The organism is Sneathiella glossodoripedis JCM 23214 (assembly GCF_000616095.1).
GTDB classification, from domain to species: Bacteria; Pseudomonadota; Alphaproteobacteria; order Sneathiellales; family Sneathiellaceae; genus Sneathiella; species Sneathiella glossodoripedis.
On the sequence record NZ_BAMS01000005.1, the window covers coordinates 114,359 to 135,246 of the forward strand.

General features: G+C 47.1%; 20 protein-coding genes and 1 pseudogene. 3 read left to right on the forward strand and 18 right to left on the reverse strand.

The features are described from left to right. Nucleotides 1-14 precede the first annotated feature (14 nt). The 6 genes and pseudogenes from JCM23214_RS16250 to JCM23214_RS16275 form a co-directional block, all read right to left on the reverse strand. The gene (locus JCM23214_RS16250; protein WP_025899858.1) at nt 15-632 is read right to left on the reverse strand and encodes a 2-hydroxychromene-2-carboxylate isomerase; all 618 of its coding nucleotides are present in this window, start codon (nt 630-632) and stop codon (nt 15-17) included. A 21-nt stretch (nt 633-653) separates the two neighbouring features. Continuing rightward, nucleotides 654-1,786: pseudogene (locus JCM23214_RS21455) on the reverse strand (acyl-CoA dehydrogenase family protein). A 28-nt stretch (nt 1,787-1,814) separates the two neighbouring features. Beyond that, nucleotides 1,815-3,002: an acetyl-CoA C-acyltransferase gene (locus tag JCM23214_RS16260; protein ID WP_199899681.1), complete on the reverse strand. Its 1,188-nt coding sequence runs from the start codon at nt 3,000-3,002 to the stop codon at nt 1,815-1,817. Between the two features lie 51 nt (nt 3,003-3,053). Then, entirely contained in the window at nt 3,054-4,226 is a 1,173-nt protein-coding gene (locus JCM23214_RS16265; protein ID WP_025899860.1) for an isovaleryl-CoA dehydrogenase, read from the reverse strand. 23 nt (nt 4,227-4,249) lie between these two features. Further along, nucleotides 4,250-4,684, reverse strand: a complete 435-nt coding sequence (locus tag JCM23214_RS16270) for a PaaI family thioesterase (RefSeq protein WP_148301920.1) — start codon at nt 4,682-4,684, stop codon at nt 4,250-4,252. Further along, nucleotides 4,674-5,141, reverse strand: coding sequence for a PaaI family thioesterase (locus tag JCM23214_RS16275; RefSeq protein WP_025899862.1), 468 nt, complete (start codon nt 5,139-5,141; stop codon nt 4,674-4,676). Before JCM23214_RS16275 ends, JCM23214_RS16270 begins: the two co-directional genes overlap by 11 nt. 100 nt (nt 5,142-5,241) lie before the next feature. On the opposite strand from JCM23214_RS16275, the gene JCM23214_RS16280 reads away from it, so the two are divergent. After that, nucleotides 5,242-6,141 (forward strand): LysR family transcriptional regulator, encoded by a 900-nt coding sequence (locus JCM23214_RS16280; protein WP_025899863.1) that lies wholly within the window; start codon nt 5,242-5,244, stop codon nt 6,139-6,141. Nucleotides 6,142-6,148: 7 nt separating this feature from the next. On the opposite strand, the gene JCM23214_RS24945 is transcribed toward JCM23214_RS16280, so the two are convergent. The 11 genes from JCM23214_RS24945 to pcaD all read right to left on the reverse strand — a co-directional run bounded on the left by JCM23214_RS24945 (nt 6,149) and on the right by pcaD (nt 16,575). Then, entirely contained in the window at nt 6,149-6,460 is a 312-nt protein-coding gene (locus JCM23214_RS24945; RefSeq protein WP_199899685.1) for a magnesium transporter, read from the reverse strand. Beyond that, a complete protein-coding gene (gene mgtE, locus JCM23214_RS21460) occupies nt 6,379-7,557 on the reverse strand; it encodes a magnesium transporter (RefSeq protein ID WP_051548222.1) in 1,179 nt (392 codons plus the stop codon). The genes JCM23214_RS24945 and mgtE overlap by 82 nt, the downstream gene beginning before the upstream one ends. Before the next feature lie 8 nt (nt 7,558-7,565). Further along, nucleotides 7,566-9,881 (reverse strand): NADP-dependent malic enzyme, encoded by a 2,316-nt coding sequence (locus JCM23214_RS16290; protein WP_025899864.1) that lies wholly within the window; start codon nt 9,879-9,881, stop codon nt 7,566-7,568. Nucleotides 9,882-10,041: 160 nt separating this feature from the next. After that, entirely contained in the window at nt 10,042-11,214 is a 1,173-nt protein-coding gene (gene pobA / locus JCM23214_RS16295; RefSeq protein WP_025899865.1) for a 4-hydroxybenzoate 3-monooxygenase, read from the reverse strand. A 61-nt stretch (nt 11,215-11,275) separates the two neighbouring features. After that, entirely contained in the window at nt 11,276-12,337 is a 1,062-nt protein-coding gene (locus JCM23214_RS16300; RefSeq protein ID WP_025899866.1) for a 3-carboxy-cis,cis-muconate cycloisomerase, read from the reverse strand. Nucleotides 12,338-12,367: 30 nt separating this feature from the next. After that, nucleotides 12,368-13,147, reverse strand: coding sequence for a CoA-transferase subunit beta (locus tag JCM23214_RS16305; protein WP_025899867.1), 780 nt, complete (start codon nt 13,145-13,147; stop codon nt 12,368-12,370). Then, entirely contained in the window at nt 13,144-14,004 is an 861-nt protein-coding gene (locus tag JCM23214_RS16310; RefSeq protein ID WP_025899868.1) for a CoA transferase subunit A, read from the reverse strand. The genes JCM23214_RS16305 and JCM23214_RS16310 overlap by 4 nt, the downstream gene beginning before the upstream one ends. Nucleotides 14,005-14,019: 15 nt before the next feature. Next, nucleotides 14,020-14,634 carry a protocatechuate 3,4-dioxygenase subunit alpha gene (gene pcaG, locus JCM23214_RS16315; protein ID WP_025899869.1) on the reverse strand — a complete coding sequence of 205 codons (615 nt, stop codon included), beginning with the start codon at nt 14,632-14,634 and terminating at the stop codon, nt 14,020-14,022. Next, the gene (pcaH, locus tag JCM23214_RS16320; protein ID WP_025899870.1) at nt 14,634-15,395 is read right to left on the reverse strand and encodes a protocatechuate 3,4-dioxygenase subunit beta; all 762 of its coding nucleotides are present in this window, start codon (nt 15,393-15,395) and stop codon (nt 14,634-14,636) included. The genes pcaG and pcaH overlap by 1 nt, the downstream gene beginning before the upstream one ends. Further along, nucleotides 15,364-15,771: a 4-carboxymuconolactone decarboxylase gene (pcaC, locus tag JCM23214_RS16325; RefSeq protein ID WP_037493809.1), complete on the reverse strand. Its 408-nt coding sequence runs from the start codon at nt 15,769-15,771 to the stop codon at nt 15,364-15,366. The genes pcaH and pcaC overlap by 32 nt, the downstream gene beginning before the upstream one ends. Before the next feature lie 48 nt (nt 15,772-15,819). After that, nucleotides 15,820-16,575: a 3-oxoadipate enol-lactonase gene (pcaD, locus tag JCM23214_RS21465; RefSeq protein ID WP_199899682.1), complete on the reverse strand. Its 756-nt coding sequence runs from the start codon at nt 16,573-16,575 to the stop codon at nt 15,820-15,822. A gap of 85 nt (nt 16,576-16,660) precedes the next feature. Here pcaD and pcaQ point away from each other — a divergent pair, with 85 nt between their 5' ends. Both pcaQ and msrA read left to right on the forward strand, forming a co-directional pair. Beyond that, nucleotides 16,661-17,587 carry a pca operon transcription factor PcaQ gene (pcaQ, locus tag JCM23214_RS16335; protein WP_025899872.1) on the forward strand — a complete coding sequence of 309 codons (927 nt, stop codon included), beginning with the start codon at nt 16,661-16,663 and terminating at the stop codon, nt 17,585-17,587. Between the two features lie 67 nt (nt 17,588-17,654). Beyond that, on the forward strand, nt 17,655-18,260 hold the full coding sequence (msrA, locus tag JCM23214_RS16340; RefSeq protein ID WP_025899873.1) for a peptide-methionine (S)-S-oxide reductase MsrA: 606 nt from the start codon (nt 17,655-17,657) through the stop codon (nt 18,258-18,260). A 39-nt stretch (nt 18,261-18,299) separates the two neighbouring features. Here the strand turns inward: msrA and JCM23214_RS22835 are convergent, their stop codons facing one another. Next, nucleotides 18,300-20,756: a methyl-accepting chemotaxis protein gene (locus JCM23214_RS22835; protein ID WP_025899874.1), complete on the reverse strand. Its 2,457-nt coding sequence runs from the start codon at nt 20,754-20,756 to the stop codon at nt 18,300-18,302. Between the last annotated feature and the right edge of the window lie 132 nt (nt 20,757-20,888).

Below are 20,888 nucleotides of genomic sequence, written 5' to 3' on the forward strand. Positions count from 1 at the left end.
TTCGGGGCCATGTCTTAATTCGATTGACCAGATTTATATGCTAAATACTGATCGATATGCGCAATACGATCAGCACCCCAAAATACTTGTTCACCAACCTTGAACCACGGTACACCAAAACATCCGCTTTCCACAGCATCTGTGGTTGCTGAGATTACAGCAGATTTTGCCTCCGCATCATCGGCTGCAGCGATCACTTCATCCATTGACACACCTAACGAACCCGCAAGCTCGGAAAGATGCTCAGGCGCAGTTATTTCGCGGCTTTCAGCCCATAACTGTCGGCTTACTCCCCGGGCGAACTCTTTCGCCTTTTCAGGATCACTTCTGTTAATTCGGTAAAATACTAATCTTGCCAGTTTGGCGTCGACAGGGAACACAGCAGGTTTCGCCATTGGCAATCCAGCCATACGGGCCGAACGACTACTGTCCATGTTAATATAATTCATTTTTTGTGGAATTGACGCGGGACCAACATTTTGAGCGCCAATAGCTTTCCATACATGACCGAGGGAAATCGGTCGCCAAATCGCCTCGACACCATTTCTTTGTGCGACTTCCCCGATTTGATTTACAGCTATGTAGTTATAGGGTGACGAGAATTCAACAAAAAATTCGATAGCTTTACCCATAAGTTCCTCCCCTTATTATTTTTATGCTGCCAAATTTCTGGCTATTACCATTTTCTGGATATCGGACGTACCTTCATAAATCTGACAAACGCGAACGTCCCGATAAATTTTTTCTACGGGATAATCCGCGATAAATCCGTTTCCACCCAGAGTCTGTATCGCAGCTGAACAAACCTCTTCTGCCATTTCTGACGCAAAAAGTTTCGCCATACTTGCCTCTGTCAGGCATGGAATGCCAGCATCTTTCAAAGACGCTGCATGTATGACCATTTGCCGTGCTACTTCGACCTTTGTTGCCATATCAGCAAGGCGAAAACCAACCGCCTGATGCTCAATGATTGGCTTATCAAACGAATTACGCTCTTTCGCATATTCGATGGCATAATTAAGTGCAGCGGCAGCCATACCGACGCTTTGAGCACCAATTCCAATGCGACCTGTTTCCAGATTTGCAAGAGCAATTTTATACCCAGCGCCTTCTGCACCCAACATGTTTGACGCCGGAACGCGAACATCTTCGAAAGTTATCTGGCAGGTATCAGACGCTTTCTGCCCAAGCTTTTTCTCTACAGAAGCGACCCGGTAACCTTCGCTATCTGTCGGTACAATAAAGCAACTTATTCCTTTTTTGCCGGCGGCTGGATCTGTAACAGCAAAGACAAGCGCTACACCGCCAATTTTCCCTGAGGTAATAAATTGCTTCGTGCCGCTAATGATGAAATCATCTCCATCCCGAACGGCTCTGGTTTTTAACGCCGAAGCATCTGATCCCGCTTGCGGTTCAGTCAGGCAGAAAGCTCCGATCATCTCCCTTTGGCCAGTGACGTAAGGTAGGTTTGCTTCTGCTCCTCAGTCCCATCTTTTAGCAATGCCGCGCAACATGGCGAATTATTTACACTCATGACAGTGGAAATAGCACCGTCACCGCCAGCTATCTCCATCAACGCCAGTGCATAAGATACAAAATCTGTTCCAGCTCCGCCATAAGCTTCCGGGACAGTCATACCCATCAAACCAAGAGCACCCATTTCATCAAAAACTTCGCGCGGAACGGCTTCCGCCTGTTCCCACGCCATCGTATCTGGCGCCAGACGTTTGGTGGCAAAGTCCCGCGCCATATCACGGATCATTGTCTGTTCTTCACTCAGGATCATATTTCTGTCCTCACGTCTGGCATTGGATTTAATTTACAAGTTCAACTGCCATTGCAGTCGCTTCGCCGCCACCGATACAAAGTGCCGCAACGCCTTTTGTCTTGCCATATTTTTTAAGGGCATTCAAAAGCGTAACAACAATCCTCGCACCGGATGCTCCAACTGGATGACCAAGCGCACAGGCTCCCCCGTGAACATTCACTTTTGCATGATCCAGACCCAAATCCTTAATCGCCGCCATAGCAACCACAGCAAATGCCTCGTTAATCTCGAATAGATCAACGTCATCATTTGTCCAAGAAACCTTGTCCATAACTTTACGGATGGCATCGATGGGTGCCAGTGTAAATTCTGATGGTTTACGGGCATGAGTTGAATGAGCGAGAAATCTTGCGATCGGCTTCAATCCACGCTTTTCAGCTTCAGACTGACGCATCATTACCAATGCGGCACCACCATCAGAAATTGAAGAAGCATTGGCGGCTGTGACAGTTCCATCTTTGGCAAATGCAGGACGCAAAGTCGGTATTTTGTCCGGATTTCCTTTGAGAGCCTGCTCATCTTTATCAACGACTATGTCGCCTTTTCTTGATTTAACAGTGACCGGCGCGATTTCATCAGCAAAGCTGCCGTCTTCCGTCGCTTTTTTTGCACGGTTAAGGCTTTCGATTGCATAGGCATCCTGTGCTTCGCGTGTAAACTGGTAAAGACCTGCAGTCTCCTCAGCAAAAGAGCCCATCAGGCGGCCTTCTTCATAGGCATCTTCCAATCCATCCAAGAACATGTGGTCTTTGACCTCTCCGTGTCCCAACCTAAGTCCACCACGAACTTTGGGCAGGATATATGGCGCGTTTGTCATGCTCTCAAACCCACCAGCAACCATCACGTTCGCACTGCCCGCTGCAATGGCGTCATGTGCGTACATGGCCGCGCGCATTCCAGATCCACACATCTTGTTGACAGTTGTACATCCCACATTATCAGGAATTCCAGCCCCGAACGAAGCTTGCCTCGCAGGTGCCTGACCGAGTCCAGCAGGCAGAACACAGCCCATAACAACTTCGTCGATATCCGCGCCAGATACACCAGCACGTTTCATCGCTTCTTCAATCGCTACTGCGCCCAGTTCTGGCGCTTTAACTTCCGCCAGGTCACCTTGAAAGCCACCCATTGGGGTTCGCGCCATACCAACGATTACAATTGGATCATTACTCATTTTAGTCTCCATACCAGCCAAAAAGCCCGCTGGCTATTTATCATGTTTTACTTAAGCGGTTTCGTTGAATAGTTCGCGGCCAATCAGCATACGTCTGATTTCACTGGTGCCTGCACCAATTTCATAAAGCTTCGCATCCCGAAGCAGACGGCCCGTAGGATACTCGTTGATATAGCCGTTACCGCCCAGCGCCTGAATAGCTTCAAGAGCCATCCATGTCGCTTTTTCCGCCGCATATAAAATCACACCTGCTGCATCTTTACGCGCGGTCTCACCCCTGTCGCACGCTTTTGCCACAGTATAAACATAGGCTTTACATGCGTTCATTGTTGAATACATGTCAGCAATCTTGCCCTGCATCAATTGGAACTCTCCGATTGGTTTGCCGAACTGCTCACGCTCATGCACATAAGGAATAACCACATCCATGCAGGCATCCATAATCCCGAGTGGCCCCGCGGAGAGAACAACTCTTTCATAATCCAGACCACTCATGAGCACACGGACACCTTCGTTAAGGGGGCCCAGAATATTTTCCTCAGGAACTTCGCAATCTTCAAAGACAAGTTCACATGTGTTGGAGCCTCGCATACCAAGCTTATCAAGCTTCTGAGCAGTCGAAAAACCTTTGAAACCCTTTTCAATTATGAACGCGGTTATACCCCGCGGACCTGCGTCAGGTTCGGTCTTTGCGTAAACAACAAGCACATCCGCGTCTGGCCCATTGGTAATCCAGAATTTATTGCCGTTAAGAATGTAACGGTCACCTTTTTTGGTTGCTTTGAGCTTCATGGAAACAACATCTGAACCTGCACCCGGCTCACTCATAGCAAGGGAGCCAACATGTTCACCAGAAATCAGCTTGGGGAGATATTTGTGTTTTTGTTCCTCAGTGCCATTGCGACGGATTTGGTTCACACACAAATTGGAATGTGCCCCGTAAGACAATCCAACAGAAGCGGAAGCCCTGCTAATCTCCTCAACCGCTACACAATGCTCAAGATACCCAAGGCCTGAGCCACCATATTCTTCTTCAACGGTAATACCCAGCAGCCCCAAATCTCCCATTTTTTTCCAGAGATCTGCGGGGAATTCATTAGTATGATCAATATCAGCGGCCCGCGGCGCGATTTCAGTCGATGCGAAATTCGCCACAGTATCCCTGAGCATGTCCGCTGTTTCACCCAGATCAAAATTAAGGCTTGGATAGTGCGTATATGACATTGAAATTCCTTTTCCTTGTCCAGTTATACCGTGATCAAAGTGGCCAGCACAGTCGCGACATGCCGCTCGCCAGATGTAGTAATGCTAAATAAATCGGCTTCAGCAACAACCAAGGTGCGCCCCGATTTAATTATATGTGATTTTGCCAGTAACCTGTGTCCACAGGCCGGCTGAAAGTTGTTAAACTTATATTCCGCAGTTTTAAATTCGGCGTTATCCCCGACTATTGTGCCCGCAGCCAAATCCAATGCGACCGATGCTGTTGAAGCGAGCACTCCTTCGTGAAAACAACCGTCCCTGTCAGACAACTGATCGCCATAGGCTAAAGAAACATTTACATTCCCCGGCGAAACAATCTCTATTTCAACTCCCAAGCTTTGAGCAAAACCGCTCCCGTTCAGGCGTGCCTCTACCAATCGGCGCATATGCGGGTCAGCTACAGCAGTTTTATTTTCCATCAACTGCAACTCCATCAGATTTGCCTTGAAGACACATCATGGTGAATAGTCCGGTCAGGCACAGCTTTTCCTTCCCATTATCAATTGAAAACGCCTCTGCCTTCACGTGATATAGCTTGTCCCCTTCACTTATAACAGTTCCAACCGCTTTCAACATTTGACCATTCGCAGGGTTCAAAAAATTGGTTTTCAAATCTACGGTTAAAACCGTGCTTGAGGGCGGAAACAAAGAATAAGCGGCATAACCTGCGGCCGAGTCTGCGAGGGAGACAACAAGTCCACCATGAAAAAAGCCATGCTGTTGCGTAAGCTCTGTCATGCGCACCGTTTTCAGCTCACATACACCTGGTGCCAAAGCTGTCATTTCAGCATTGACATGAGCCATAAAGGGTTGGCGCGCAAAACTATCACGCACCACAGCTTCGAAATCAGGGTTTTTCGCCTGAAACTTTTCCACCACTTCACACCTGTTTGTTTATTTTTGAAAATTATAGAAATTTTGCGAATATAGATAAAATCATTTATTTCGATAAAAACAATTGATAATATCTATTGTTATGGATTTATACCAACTCAGATATTTTCTGGCCCTCGTTGAAACGCATAATTTTTCTCGCGCAGCGGAGCGTGCGTTTGTCAGCCAGCCAACATTGTCAGCGGGCATTAAAAAGCTTGAGACGGAACTCGGGGTTACGCTGTTCCACCGGAGCAAAAAGCACATTTCCCTAACAGAAGCCGGGAATAAATTCCTGCCACGCGCCCGATCAATTATCTATGAATGCAATGCTGCAAAACAGGAAGCTGCGGGTACTGCCCAGTCTACCCGCTTACAAATTGGCCTCCACCGGGTCCTACCCATCGAACATGTAGCCAATCTGCTGGCTGACTTTCAGAAAACTTATCCAGATACCCAAATAGCACTGAAAGAAGGGTCTTCTGAAACGCTTGAAGGGCTCTTGAGTGATGGCCGAATAAATGTCGCAATTTCAACCCCAACCCAGACAGAATCAGGCTACAGATTTGAAAGACTCTTTACCAGCAAGTGCTTGTTAGCTGTTTCGAAACGCCACTCATTCGCTACAAAAAACAGTATTGATCTATCTCAGTTGGATCGGATGGATTTTATCCATAGAAGTCACTGCATTACAGAAACCGAAGTAACCCGCGCCTTCTCACGCGCCAGCATACGGCCTCATATTGTTTTGCGAACAGACGAAGACGAAAAGGCAAGAGCTCTTGTCTCGAAAGGGCTGGGCTTTTGTATGATGCTTGATGTTCTTCTAACGAGCGAAATTACGTTTTTACCAGTCAATGGTCTGAATATTTCACGCCAATTTGGACTGATCTGGCAGGATAGCGCAAAAAACGAACTGGCTGATGCTTTTCGCCTGTTTGCAGCCAGCCATAACTGGATCAATCGAAGCTCAGAACCCGCAAATCTCGAATGGGCGAGATAACCACATTCTAAAGCAGAACGATTGACGCCAAACCGAGAAAAGCAACAAAACCAACGATATCAGTAATAGTGGTCACAAATACGCTTGAGGCAACAGCCGGATCAACTCCGTAACGATCCAAGGTCAGGGGAATTAACATCCCGGAAATTCCAGCAACCACCATGTTCACAATCATGGCAAGCGCAATTACCCAGCCAATGGTCGGATCGGAGAACCAGACCCAAGAGATAAGTCCGATTAAAATGGCGAACGCGGAGCATTCAAGAATGCAACCAATGTCTCCTTGCCCAATATTCGGTGCATATTGCTCGCAGTCAATTCTTTGGTCGCCAACGCGCGTACAGCAACCGTCAGGGTTTGCGTTCCGGCATTCCCTCCCATGCTGGCGACGATTGGCATCAGAACCGCCAGCGCAATCACTTTTTCAAGCGTCGCGTCAAAAAAGCTAATAGCCACTGACGCTAAAATCGCTGTAAACAAATTCACCAAAAGCCAGGTAAAACGGGTTCTGGTTGTATCCATGAAAGAGCCAAAAAGATCATCTTCACCGACACCACCCAGCCTGAGGATATCCTCCTCCGCCTCTTCGGCAATGACGTCAACAATATCGTCAATCGTAATAACACCGATTAAAGCACCATTATCATTAACCACTGCTGCTGAGGATAACCGGTATTGCTTAAATAAATAGGCGACCTCTTCCTGATCCATGTCGACATCGATCAGCTTTTGCTCCCGGTTCATGATATCGCTAACAGGGACGTGCCGGCGACTGCGCATAGCATGATCAAGCGGGATGGTTCCAATTGGGTGATGGCGTGGATCTACAACAAAAATTTCATAGAATTCAGTTGGCAAATCATCCGTTTCGCGCATGTAATCAATCATCTGCCCTATATCCCAATATTCCGGGACGGCGATGAAACCGCGCTGCATCAATCGGCCGGCAGTATCCTCTTCATACCCAAGGCCTTCTTCGATAACCAGACGATCTTCAGTAGAAAGCTCACTGAGAACTTCCCGCTGCTCTTCATCCTCCAAGTCCTGAAGAACTTCAATGGCGTCTTCGACCTCAAGCTCATTTACTAGCTCCGCGATCTCCGTCGCGTTCATCTCTTCAACCAGATCTTCACGAACAGCTTCGTCAAGATCGGTGTACACATCCGCTTCAATGAGATCGTCTGCAACTTCAATGAGCTGAGTACGGTGTTTCGGTTTCAGATATTCAATCAGGTCAGCAATATCAGCTGAGTGCAATTCCCCGATATAATCCCGAACCGCCTCTTTATTCTCTGCGTCCAGCGCCTCACGTATGAGCTGAACCGTCTCGTCCGCAAGGCCGTAGGAGCCCGCCTCCTCTTCGCGGACAACGGTTGGGGTTTCTTCGATTTTTTCCTGTTCAGAAGTTTCTGGCATGAGAAACCCTAAAAATTGCGAGCCCTGGCGACAGGACCAGGCATCATATTACCTGACTTGTGACATTGTGCGTCTACGGCTGCGATCGCCGTGATGTTAACCAACCCCCGTACAGTAACGGATGGAACAGTAATATGCACAGACTTTGACATTCCGATGAGTATCGGTCCCACGGCGATCCCGTTCCCCAAGCTCTTGGCAATGTTATAGCTGATATTAGCAGACTCCAGATCCGGCATAACAAGCAAATTCGCGGCACCTTTCATTCGAGAGTTTGGAAAGAGCGTTTCGCGAATTTCCGGCACCAAAGCGGTATCCGCTTTCATTTCACCTTCAACTTCTAAATCAGGAGCAATCTCCCGAATAATTTTAAGCGCTTCTTTCGCTCTCAAAGCCGACGGAATTTCAGATGAACCAAAATTCGAATGGGACACAAGAGCCGCTTTCGGCTCAATACCAAAACGGCGCACCTCATCAGCAGCAAGTATTGTAAGTTCTGCAAGTTCTTCTGCGGTATGTTCTTCGCGAACCTGAGTGTCTGTGAAGAATAAGGGCCGGCCTTGCAAAATCACCAGATGCAAAGCCGATGCGTGCCTGACCCCCTCACGTAATGGAACAATCCCTGAAACACGTTTGAAATGTTTCGAATATTTGCCGTAAGTTCCGCAAATCATCGCATCAGCATGACCCAAATGCACCATCATCGCCGCAATAATAGTAGTATTGGTACGAATATGAGCACGGGCCGTTTCGGGATCTACCCCGTCACGTTCACGAATGGCATGGTAAGATGTCCAGTATTCGCGATATCTGGGATCATCCTCAGGGTCTACAACATCGAAATGTGTGTTTTCCTTGATCCTAAGACCCATTTTCTGAATTCTAAAGTGAATGACTTTGCGCCGTCCAACCAGTATCGGACGCGCGAGCCCCTCGTCAACCACAGTCTGCACAGCAGATAGAACTCTTTCATCCTCACCTTCAGCATAAGCCACCCGCATCAATTCGGCCCGTGCATTATCGAAAAGGGGCTTCATGACGAATTTTGTACGGTAGATGAAGTTGGAAAGCTGTTCGTGATATTGATCCAGATCATCGATCGGTCTGCTCGCGACCCCACTATCCATAGCTGCCTTTGCAACAGCATGGGAGACTTCGACATAAAGGCGTGGGTCGAACGGTGTCGGTATCAAATAGTCAGGACCAAATGATTTTTGTGCCCCGCCATACGCCTTCGCGACAATATCCGACTGCTCTGCCATTGCGAGATCTGCGATGGCTTTGACAGCAGCGACTTTCATTTCCTCGTTAATTTCGGTGGCGCCCACATCCAGCGCCCCCCTAAATAAATATGGGAAACAAAGAACATTGTTAACCTGATTAGGATAATCAGACCGCCCGGTCGCAATGATAGCATCAGGACGAACTTCCTTAACTTCTTCCGGAAGAATTTCAGGCGTTGGATTGGCAAGGGCCATAATAATTGGCCGATCGGCCATTGTGGCGACCATCTCTTTCGATAAAGCTCCGGGCCCCGAACACCCAAGGAAAATATCAGCTCCCACTACAGCTTCTGCCAGTGTTCTCTGATCCGTATCTACAGCGAAAGCGGATTTATAGGGGTCCATTTCAATTTCTCGCCCCTTGTACACTACCCCATGTATATCGCTTACAATGATATGTTCTTTAGGTAACCCCAAACTCACCAAAAGTTTCAAACAGGCGAGCGCCGCGGCACCGGCCCCACAAGCCGCAACGCGCACATCTTTGATGTCCTTGCCCACGACTCGCAATGCATTGTACACCGCTGCAGCGACACAGATTGCCGTTCCATGCTGATCATCGTGGAACACTGGAATATTCATCCGCTCCCGACAGAGTTTTTCAACAATAAAACATTCTGGCGCTTTGATATCTTCCAGATTGATGCCACCAAATGTTGGCTCCATCGCAGCAATAATATCAACCAGCTTTTCAGGATCTTTTTGATCCAGTTCAATATCAAAGACATCAATACCTGCAAATTTCTTAAAGAGAACAGCTTTCCCCTCCATCACAGGTTTTGAGGCCAATGGTCCTATAGCTCCCAAGCCAAGTACCGCAGTTCCATTTGTCACCACACCTACGAGGTTGGCGCGCGCAGTGAGATGAGCTGCCTGATTTGGATCTTCTTTGATTGCCAAACATGGGTGGGCCACCCCTGGTGAATAAGCTAGCGATAGATCGCTTTGCGTCTCCATCGGTTTTGTTGGCGTAATCGTCAGCTTACCCGGTCGAGGATGCCTGTGATAATCGAGTGCTTTCTCGGAAGAGTCAGATGCCATACCGGGTCCTTTTTGTCGCTCAGAACACTAAAAACTGGAAGATTATCAACAGAATATGCCGATAAAAATGGCAAGTACAAGGCCATAATAAAAAGTTTTCATTATGCGATAAATTTTTCACCGGCCTCGCTCAATATCCGAGCGAAACTTTTGCAATCAGCTAATAGGGAAGTCCCACATAATTTTCAGCAAGCGCTGTCTGCGCAGCCCGGGAAGAGAATAAATACTCCAATTCCGTTTGCTGTATTCGATCACCAAAGCCTTTATTTTCTGGAAATTTGTGAAGGAGCGTCGTCATCCACCATGAAAAGCGCATAGCTTTCCAAATCCTTTTCAAGGCTGTCTCGGAATAAGCTGAAAGCAATGCATCATCACTGTTCTTATAAAATTCTATCAATGCGGTCGATAGGTAGTGAACATCGGATGCCGCTAAGTTCAATCCTTTGGCACCTGTTGGTGGCACTATATGAGCCGCATCACCTGCGAGAAAAAGTCTGCCATAACTTAAAGGTTCTGAGACAAAAGATCGCAACGGAGCAATGCTTTTTTCAATTGAAGGGCCCACCTCAAGTTTCTGCGCGGCATCCTCTGGAATACGTCGCTTCAACTCTTCCCAAAAAGCTTCATCAGACCAGTTTTCAGGACTATCGCTTGAAGAACATTGAATATAGTAACGACTGAGCTTGGGATTTCGCATTGAACATAATGCAAATCCCCTTTCATGCTGGCTATAGATCAACTCCGAAGAGACTGGAGAGGTTTTAGATAATATGCCAAGCCAACCAAAAGGATACACACGCTCATATTCCTGACGGACAGATTTTGGTATCGATTGACGAGAAACGCCATGGAACCCGTCGCAACCAGCAATAAAATCACAATCAATACGATGCGATTTTCCATCTTTTCTATAGGTAACATAGGGTTTATGCGAAGTCAGTTCATGCAGAGTAACATCCTCTGCCTTATTTACAACTGTGCCTCCCATGGCACGACGTGCATCATACAAGTCATGGGTAATTTCAGTCTGGCCATAAACCATGACGGTTTTACCACCCGTCAGTTCCGCAAGGTTAATATGCTGTCGCCGACCTTCCCATGAAACTTCGAAACCTTCGTGGATTTGGCCTTCCCTGTCCATTCGATCGCCAACATTTGCCGCCCGCAGCAGATCAACAAGTCCTTGCTCCAGCACTCCCGCTCTAATTCGGCCAAGCACATACTCTTCACTCTGCCTCTCAAGAACTACGGTATCAATTCCCTGCAAGTGCAGAATTTGGGATAGCAACAACCCAGCAGGGCCGCCGCCCACGATTACAACCTGTGTACGCATGTCGCACTCCAAAGCATTAAAGCCATCTCATTCCAGCAGCGATCAAAACTGAAAACACAATTCAATCTTTTCCAATTTCCTGAATACCCTGCAGGCATTTATTCCCCAACATCAGCGACGCTCCAGTCGCCATCACCATTTGCGGTAAAACCATCCACTCCAGCGTCCAACGACTACCGGAGCGTTCAAACTCCTGCAGGGCTGCTGTTTGAATTGCAGAAAGCTGACAGTCATTAAAATACGCTAAAGTCATCAACAATTCGCTGACAACAGGGTTTTGTTTGTGTGGCATTGCTGAAGAGCCACCTCCTCCAGACAATGCTATTTCAGAGACTTCATTAACCGCCATTAAGGAAATATCCATCCCAAGCTTACCAGCAGCTGTCGTCACATTAGTCAGCCACAACGCAATTTTGCTAATAGCTATTCTGTCCGTATGCCAACAGCCCTCAGGATCAGTGAGTTGCAGCTTTTCAGCGAGCTTTGAACGGACTTCAGCTCCCTTTTCACCCAGTTTATTTAAATCGCCGGCAGCTCCGCCCAATTGCACCAGCAAGAATTTATCCTGCAGAAACTCCAGCTCCGACTTCAATTTCCTAATTGGGCTGCTCCATTCACGGATACGATGAGATACAGTGACCTCATAGGCGTGTTGCAACCTGGTTCGCGCAAAAATCTTTCTATCGCCAAATTTGTGATCCAATTCGGATAGCGCCTGCAGGATTTTCTCCATATCCGCTGAAAATACACTCAGAATTGATTTCAAACGGAGCATTAGAGACGTGTCGACGACATCCTGACTTGTCGATCCAAAATGCAATTTATCGGCAGCTTCCTCATTCAATTCTGCTTTTAGCTGCCTGATCAATTCTGGGACAATAACTCCATCAACAGCGGTTTTCTGGCGAAGCTTTTCGACATTCGGTTGGAACCGCTGGCATGCATCACCAATTTCTTCGGCCACACGTCTGGAAAACAAGCCGACATCCGCCTGCGCAGAAGCAAGAGCAGCCTCAAATTCGAGCATCGCGTAAAGATCAGCTTCAAATGCAAAATAATTGGCAATGTCACTGCGTTCAAACAGGCTTCCCAACACCGGATGGCTGAAAATTGAGATAGACATTAATTCGGCTCCGTTATTTCACATCGCATTTCAGGCCGCCTGTCCTTCATGTGCCGCTTTGGTGCGTGCTTTCAGGTCCCGTAATGTGTTCAATTCCTGCTCCGATGGAGCTTCTGTAGTGCCGAGGTCATCTGCAAATTTGACCTCCCATCCACATGTGGCCTGAACCTGCTCACGTGTAACGCCCGGATGCAGGCTGCGCACTGTAAATTCCTTTGTCACGGGATCTGGTTTCCAGACTGCTAAGTCTGTCACTAACAGTGTAGGACCTTTTGTCGCGATGCCCAGTTCCTGTCGGTGGTTCCCACCACTTCCATGTCCGAACGATGTAAAGAAATCAATCTTTTCAACCATTCCCCTCAGACTTTGCTTCATGGTAATGAATATTTCACCGCAGGATGAAGCAATTTCTGGCGCCCCGCCGCCACCGGGCAGACGTGTCTTGGGTGCCCCGTAATCTCCAATAACAGTGGTGTTAATGTTGCCAAATTTATCAAGCTGGGCGGCCCCGAGAAAGCCGATCGAAATTCGGCCACCTTGCAGCCAGTACCGAAACATTTCAGGCACACCGACAGTTGTGACCGCAGTTTCGCATAATTCACCATCACCTATGGATAACGGCAATACATCTGGAGCAGTTCCAATGGTCCCACTTTCATAAATCAATGTTATGTCTGGAGCATGAGTAAGGCGAGCCACATTACAAGCGGCTGACGGAGCACCAATACCAACAAAACAAATATCAGAGTTCCCAAGTGCACGGGCCGCTGCAATAGTCATCATCTCATCAGGGGAAAACGCTTCACTCATTTGCCTGCTCCCTTCAGGTTCTCAATACGTGACGCAAATACAGTTTCGTCTTTTTCCATCACATTCTTGTTCATCCAATCAGTGAATTTCTCACGATCTGCCGCAATGGCATCCCATTCGACATAGGACGCATTGTCACGAATATAGTAACCGTGAGCATATGAAGGGTGGGCTCCCCCCGGCACAACACAGACGTTCGATATTGTCCAGTTTGGCAATATGCACGCATTGGGGTGAACATCGTCGAAATTTTCCACCACCTCTTCAACCGTGACAACAGCTCTTTTAGCGGCGAGTACAGCTTCCTTCTGCACCCCAATAATTCCTTCGATTAAAACATCGCCCTTTCGATTAGCTTTCTGAGCATGAATAAAAGTTACATCAGGGCGCACCGACGGGACAGCTGCCAGCGTCTCACCTGTAAAGGGGCAAACAACTTCGCGAATATTGGAATTGACGTTCTTTAATCCAGCGCCTTTGTAGCCCCTAAAAACAGCACATGGCAGCCCTGCAGCTCCTGCTTCATAAGCGTTAGCCATAGCAGCATGTGAGTGTTCCTCAACCTCCAAAGCATGGGGCCAATTGTTTTCAACAGCATCTCTAAATCGGCGCAGCAAACCAACCCCAGGGTTTCCGGCATATGAGAAAACGACTTTTTTCGCCATGCCCATTCCAATCATCTGATCGTAAACCAGATCAGGTGTCATACGAACAAGTGTTAATTCCTTACGCCCCTGACGAATGGCTTCGTGCACTGCAGCATGAGGGATCAAATGAGTAAAACCCTCAAATGCAACTACATCGCCATCGCGCAAATTGTCGGCTACAGCTTCTTTTAATGATGTGAATTTTGCCACTCACTTAAACCTTTTTTATATATCGAAAAATACGGTTTCCAATTCACCTTGCAGATGGATATCGAAACGATAGTCGTTACCATCCTTCTGTGCGATTAGTGTAGGAACACGGCTTTTGTGTTCAACGCGCCCAAGCACCGGGTCAGCCTGATTTGCGGTATTTTCCTCAGGAAAATACATGCGCGTGTGCAGGCCTAGGTTAATTCCACGGGCAACAATCCAGAAAGTAATATGTGGCGCCATAGGACGGCCATCCGTAAATGGCACGACACCCGGCTTGATGGTGTGAAAGCAAAACTCACCCGTATCCATTTCACCTGCGCTGCGCCCCCATCCTGAAAAATTAGGGTCAGCTGTCCCTCTCGTTTCGAATGGACTATTATACAAGCCATCGCTGTCAGCCTGCCAGATTTCAACGAGCGCATCTTTCAATGCCATGCCATTGCCATCAATGACGGAACCTCGAATGGTGATCCTTTCACCTTTAGTTTTGTCATTGACCATGCTGGCTCCCAAGTCCTGCTCGTATACCCCTTTAATTCCTGCGAAATTTGGAGTGCATCCGATATGCACATAAGGACCAGCCGTCTGAGAGGGTGTTTCTTTCAAATAGTTGAGCGACTGTGGCATCAATTCCCCTCCCGCCTGTTTTCAAAATAGGTTGAACGTCGGCCTCTCAAGACAATATCAAATTTGTAGGCAAGACTATCCATTGGCAAACTGTTTGCCATATCCAACGGTGCAACCAATTGTTCGATGGCAGCCTGATCCGGTATAGTATTCAGGATTGGACACCTTGCTATGAGGGGATCCCCCTCAAAATACATTTGTGTAATCAAACGTTGCGCAAACCCTTGTCCGAAAACTGAAAAATGAATATGCGCAGGGCGCCAATCATTGACTCCGTTCGGCCATGGGTAGGGGCCTGGCCGGATTGTTCGAAATGTGTAATTTCCGTCATCATCAGTAATGGTACGACCACATCCACCGAAATTAGGATCCAACGGAGCAATATATGACTCTTTTTGGTGACGATATCGTCCACCCGCATTTGCCTGCCACAACTCTAACAACACATTAGGTACGGGATGTCCCTTTTCATCCAATACCCGCCCATGCACAACAATCCTCTCTCCGATCGGCAAATCACCATTTTGTGAAAAATTCTGCAGCAGATCATTGTCCAGTTCACCAATAAGGCTGTGCCCGAAAACCGGTCCGGTCATTTCGCTCAATGTATTGTCAAGTGACAGGAGAGCCTTTTGAGGTGACCTTAGGATGCTAGTCTTATAAGTCGGAGTGTAGGCCGGTGGATGCCAATTGCGATCCCGCTGAATAAACGGTCCACTTTGCTGTTTTTCATTTTTCATTGCTGTTTCGGCTTTCTGCATCAATTGTCTGGAAGACATCTTTAATGACTTTAATGGCACTGTTGGCGGCAGGTACACCAGCGTAAATCGCTACGTGAAGCACAGCCTCACGTATGTCATCTCTGGTCGCCCCTGTGTTTTGTGCCGCCCTGACATGCATTGCACATTCATCCAAATGCCCAAGTGCTGCTAACAGCGCAATCGTAACCATCGAGCGCTCTCTTTTACTCCAGTTTTCGCGGCTCCAGACTGATCCCCAAGCGCCTTCTGTAATTAACTCCTGAAAGGGGAGATCAAATTCACTCTGATTTGCTTCGGCACGAGCTACATGTTCACTTCCGAGCACGGATTGCCGAGTTTTCCGGCCTAGCTCAAATTTTTCAGACTTGCCTTCCATCACAACTCCAATGACACCTTATGCTTCTCAAAGAAGGCTTGTAGAACATTACAAAACGCTGCTGGTTGCTCCACGCATGGTATATGCTGCATTTGAAATTTCAGAAAATTCAGCACCGGGAATGAGACTGCAGAGCTCCCGAACCAGATCAGGGGTGGTCGCCAGATCCTGATCACCCACTAAGCACAATGTAGGCATTGCAATTGACGGCACCTGATCCGTAAAATCAGCATCCCGAATAGCAGCGCAAGTACTCACATATCCTGCGAGTGACTGCCGTTCTAACATGGCTCTGCATCCTAAGAACTCCGGATTATCCTGATGGCGAAACTCAGCCGTAAACCAGCGTTCCATCACCGCATCAACCATTGACGAAAGACCACCTGTCTCAAGAGCGTCAATTCGTTCCTGCCACATTTGTGAGGTTCCAATTTTGTGACCAGTATCGCAAAGAACCAACGCCCGAACAATATCAGGCCTCTTCAATGCTATCCCTTGAGCAATCATACCACCAACAGACAACCCACAAACGATGACGTTCTGAATATTCAGGTGCTCAATGAGTGCTTCGAGATCATCAATGTGATCATCCATTTTGTATGGAGTTTTCCCCAAGTCGGACAAGCCGTGTCCACGCTTGTCATAACGCAGAATCGAAAACGCCTCACTTAATTCTGATGTTATTGCGTCCCAGATCCGAAAATCCGTTCCAAGAGAATTCACAAATACCAGAACAGGCTTATCTTTCGCTGCTTCCAGATATTGGAAATGAATGTTTACAGTATTCACAGTTGCAAATTGCATATCTCTCTCCCTCCCTAATGAAAACAGATTGATTTTGTAAGGTAAAATGATATTTTTGGTCATTTACATAACTGCATGGTTATAAATGAAACGTACCGACGTAAAATTCCGACACCTAAGCATTTTCATTGAAGTAGCCCGTCAGCGAAGCGTGGGTAAAGCCGCTGAAATACTTTCAATCAGTCAGCCTGCAGTGACCAAAGCAATCCGCGAACTTGAAAACATTCTTCAGGTAAAACTGTTTGAAAAGGATGGCCGTGGTATCAAGCTTGGTAGAATAGGAGAAGTATTCCTCAAACACGCCGGTGCAAGCGTTGCTGCTGTTCAACAGGGCATCGACTCTGTAAATCTTGCGCTACTGCATGCTGCGCCTCCCGTTCGAATTGGCGCACTTCCAACAACCTCCGCCCATATCATGCCCAAAGCGGTTAAACTGTACCTTCAGGAAAATGTAGGTAACGAAATTAAGATTGTTACCGGTGAAAACTCTGTCCTTCTAGAGCAGTTGCGTCGTGGGGACCTGGATATTGTCGTTGGCCGCCTTGCCTCCCCCGAAAAAATGACAGGTCTTTCCTTTGAGCACCTTTACAGTGAACAGGTTATGTTTGCTGTTCGCCCAGGTCATCCACTACTAGAGAGCCCAAACCTTCGCCTTGATGAACTTAGAAACTATACTATTTTGATGCCAACGAAGGCGTCAGTCATTAGGCCATTTGTCGAACGCTTCCTGATGGCAAACGGCATTCCAGAATTACCCACCCAAATTGAAACGGTTTCGGACTCATTCGGACGAGCTTTTATTCGAGAGAGTGACGGCATATGGATCATATCGCAGGGGGTAATCGCGCATGATCTGGCATGCGAGGACATCAAGGTATTGCCCGTTGACACCTCGGAAACACGTGGGGCTGTTGGCTTGACAACACAGTCAGACAAAGATCAGGACACCGCACTCAGCATTATGATGCAATCTATTCGCCAAGCGGCTCAGGCTATTCACAGAACCGTGTAATCCTGTGACTTGATCAATCAATGCATAGCTTTAGGTTGACGGAATACCTTTTTATCAGTGTGAGAAAATGAACCGACTTTTAGTTATTTCGATTGCGACCTTACTAACATTTGCGAAGCTTGCCTCCGCAAAAGATACAATAGAAATCGCCACCTTTGCAGGAGGCTGCTTCTGGTGCGTAGAAAGTGACTTTGAAAATGTTGAAGGGGTCATATCAGCGGTATCTGGCTATACTGGTGGGCAAATGACTAACCCGACTTACAGGAAACACGGCAAACATATTGAAGCGGTGCAAATCAGGTTTGATCCATCGGTCGTCAGTTACACAGAGTTGCTGGAAGTATTCTGGCGATCCATCGATCCAACGGATGCCGGCGGCCAATTTTGCGATCGCGGGCATTCCTATACAACTGCGATATTCGTTAATAGTCCAGCCCAGAAGAAAAGCGCGCAAACGTCAAAAGCGCAACTGCAAAAGTCAAAGCGTTTGCCGGCCCCAGTGGTTACCCCGATCCGCGACGCAGGTCATTGGACAGACGCGGAAGACTATCATCAGGATTATTATAAAACCCATCCTGTCCGTTATAAATTCTATCGATTTAACTGCGGTCGTGATAGTCGAGTAAAAGACCTTTGGGGAGTTGAAGCCCATAGAGGAATTCGGAAAAACTAATCCGCACCGGCATCTATCAAAATATACAGAAAGGAATATCTAGCCCGTCTTTTTCTGAATATTTTCCAGAAACGTCCTGATCTGATCGCGCATTTTCTGGAAATCCTCAACCATGCTGTTCGCAGCGCTCCGCTGTTCGCTTGCTGCGCCATCCGACATACCAGCTTCTTCACTAATTTCTGAAACTGTCTCAGCCACCATCTGAGTTGCCTGCTCGGCAAATCTTACATTGTTACCAATGTCACTGATTGTGCTTGCCTGCGTGTCAACCGCAGTTGCAATACTCGCTGTGGCATGATCGATCTTCTCAATCGTTTTGGTTATTTCAGTCGCATTTTCAACAGTTGTTGAAGTTGCTTTTTGAATTGCACTTACTTGTGATGATATTTCTTCGGTTGCTTTTTCTGTCTGGCTTGCAAGGTTTTTAACTTCACTGGCAACAATAGCAAAACCTTTTCCGGCCTCACCCGCGCGTGCGGCTTCAATAGTTGCATTTAACGCCAGCAGATTTGTCTGGCTGGCAATATCCTCAATCAGCGCAACAACTTCACCAATTTTATCAGCTGTAACCGCAAGCCCATTAATTGTATCAGAGGCTGAAGCAGCATGTCCAACAGCCTGCTTGGAAATTTCAGCGGAACTTTGAACTTGTTTTCGAATTTCATCTACCGACTGACTCAAGGTTTCCGCGCCTTTTGCGACCATTCGAACATTGGATGCCGTTTCTTTTGACGTTTCGTCCATTGTTTGCGACTTCATCAGCGTTTGTTCGATCATGCTGGAGACAACACTGGCGTTTGCTTTCACTTTCTCGGATGCTGCCTTTACCGCATCCATTGTCTCACCAATTTCGCGATCAAAGTCAGCGATCAATGCTTCAATGCGCTGAACTTCAGCTTCGTCAGCCATTTTTTGGGCTGCAATCTCGTCCGCTCGTTGTTCCGCTTCGCGCCGCTGCTGCTCAACCTCCTCTGCCATTTGATCACGTTCGGTAACATCTTCCCAGGTCACCATTGTCCGGATATGTTGACCATCCGCATTACGAACTGCAGCCATTGACACTTCATAGTGCTTGTCAGCAATCGTAAATGTGCGCTTAAAAGGGAGCTCATCTGTCTTTTCAAGAACTTCGAGCTCCGTTTGCTCCGTTCCGATAACCTCCCAGATTTTCGATTGATCTTTAATAGGTTGTCCCAATCTTTCTTTCGCGAGCCGTTTTCCGGCTTCATTAACGAAATAGGTCGTGCCACCAAGGCCAACCAGCGCGGTGGGAACGTGACTGCTTTCGATCATATTGCGAAGTTGAAAACTGTCTTCCACGCTTTTTCGCAACGAAGACAGCGCCCTGACCATATCCAGAAACTCGTCTTTTCCAACTTTCGGCAACTCGATATCTGTATGCCCTTTACTAATTTCAGTCAGCCTATCGGAAAATACGTTAATTTTTCTGAACAGAGTAAATTTCAACAATAGCCAACCGACAGCCCAAGCGATTAAAATCCCAATGCCAATCGCAACCATAGCCGAGTTACGAATTTCTGATGTAAGTTTGGCAAATTCTCCCACGTCTCGTGTCAACACGCCGATCATCCAGACATCGCCTATTGTGCCAGGAATTTCGACACTGATGCTTTCAAGCTGCTGACTTTGAACCACAAATTCAGCATCGACGGTTTTATTTTCAGTTGCAGCATCACCACCCTCAGCATCCTGACCTGTATTATCGCTTGCCTCTGGAGTTTGTGCTGAGAAATTCTTAAAATTATCTGCGATTAGTACGTTCCCATTAACATCTGTGTAAGCGATGTCGCCGTTCATATACTCACCCAGACCAAGCAAATGAGGAAGCGGATTTGTGACAACCTCGATAAAGCCGGCAACACGAAAACCGCCGATCGGTGCAATTACACTATGAACCGGCTGGCCGTCTTCTGTTCGCCAATAAAAAGTGCTCACCGTACGACTTGCTTTTTTGTCGCGAGCCAAAAGTTGATCATAAAGATTGCCGATCGAGGTAACAGTCTGCCCCTGCCCTTTTGTTGAAGTTGCCACCAACTTCATGTCTTTGTCGAACAGATTAGTCGTTACGAGGAAAAACTCCTGACGCGTAATAATTGCGTCATTGTGAAAGGCTGTTGCCTGAATGGCCATGTTCTTCTCGTCCTTGTCTTTAACCGCTTTCACTAACGGTTCATGACGAGACCAGTTTTTAACATGAGGCGTTATTTTTTCCGCATACTGAAGACGGATGCGATCATTCACTAGAAAATTCAATGTATCTGCGGCATTGTCGTTAAAGACCTGCAACGAAAATTCAGTAAACTTTTCCGCGACGCGGGTTTGTCCAAGCATCAAAGCTGCCGAGAAAGTTATGGCCAATGCAACAAGAATTCTGCGGGGCGTCCAAAACTGAGTAGCCTTGATGGCATTTGAGCCATCCGGAGTTCTTTTGACTTTTTTAAATACAGCAAAAATTTTGAGTTTATTGAGCATCATAAAATAACTTTTCAGGATTAATATTGCGCAACAATAAACCAGTAAAACTTTATATATTGTTACTTAATGCACTCAAATACACTGTGAAATCGGATTAACGATTTCTGAAGATATCATCAGATAATTTGAATA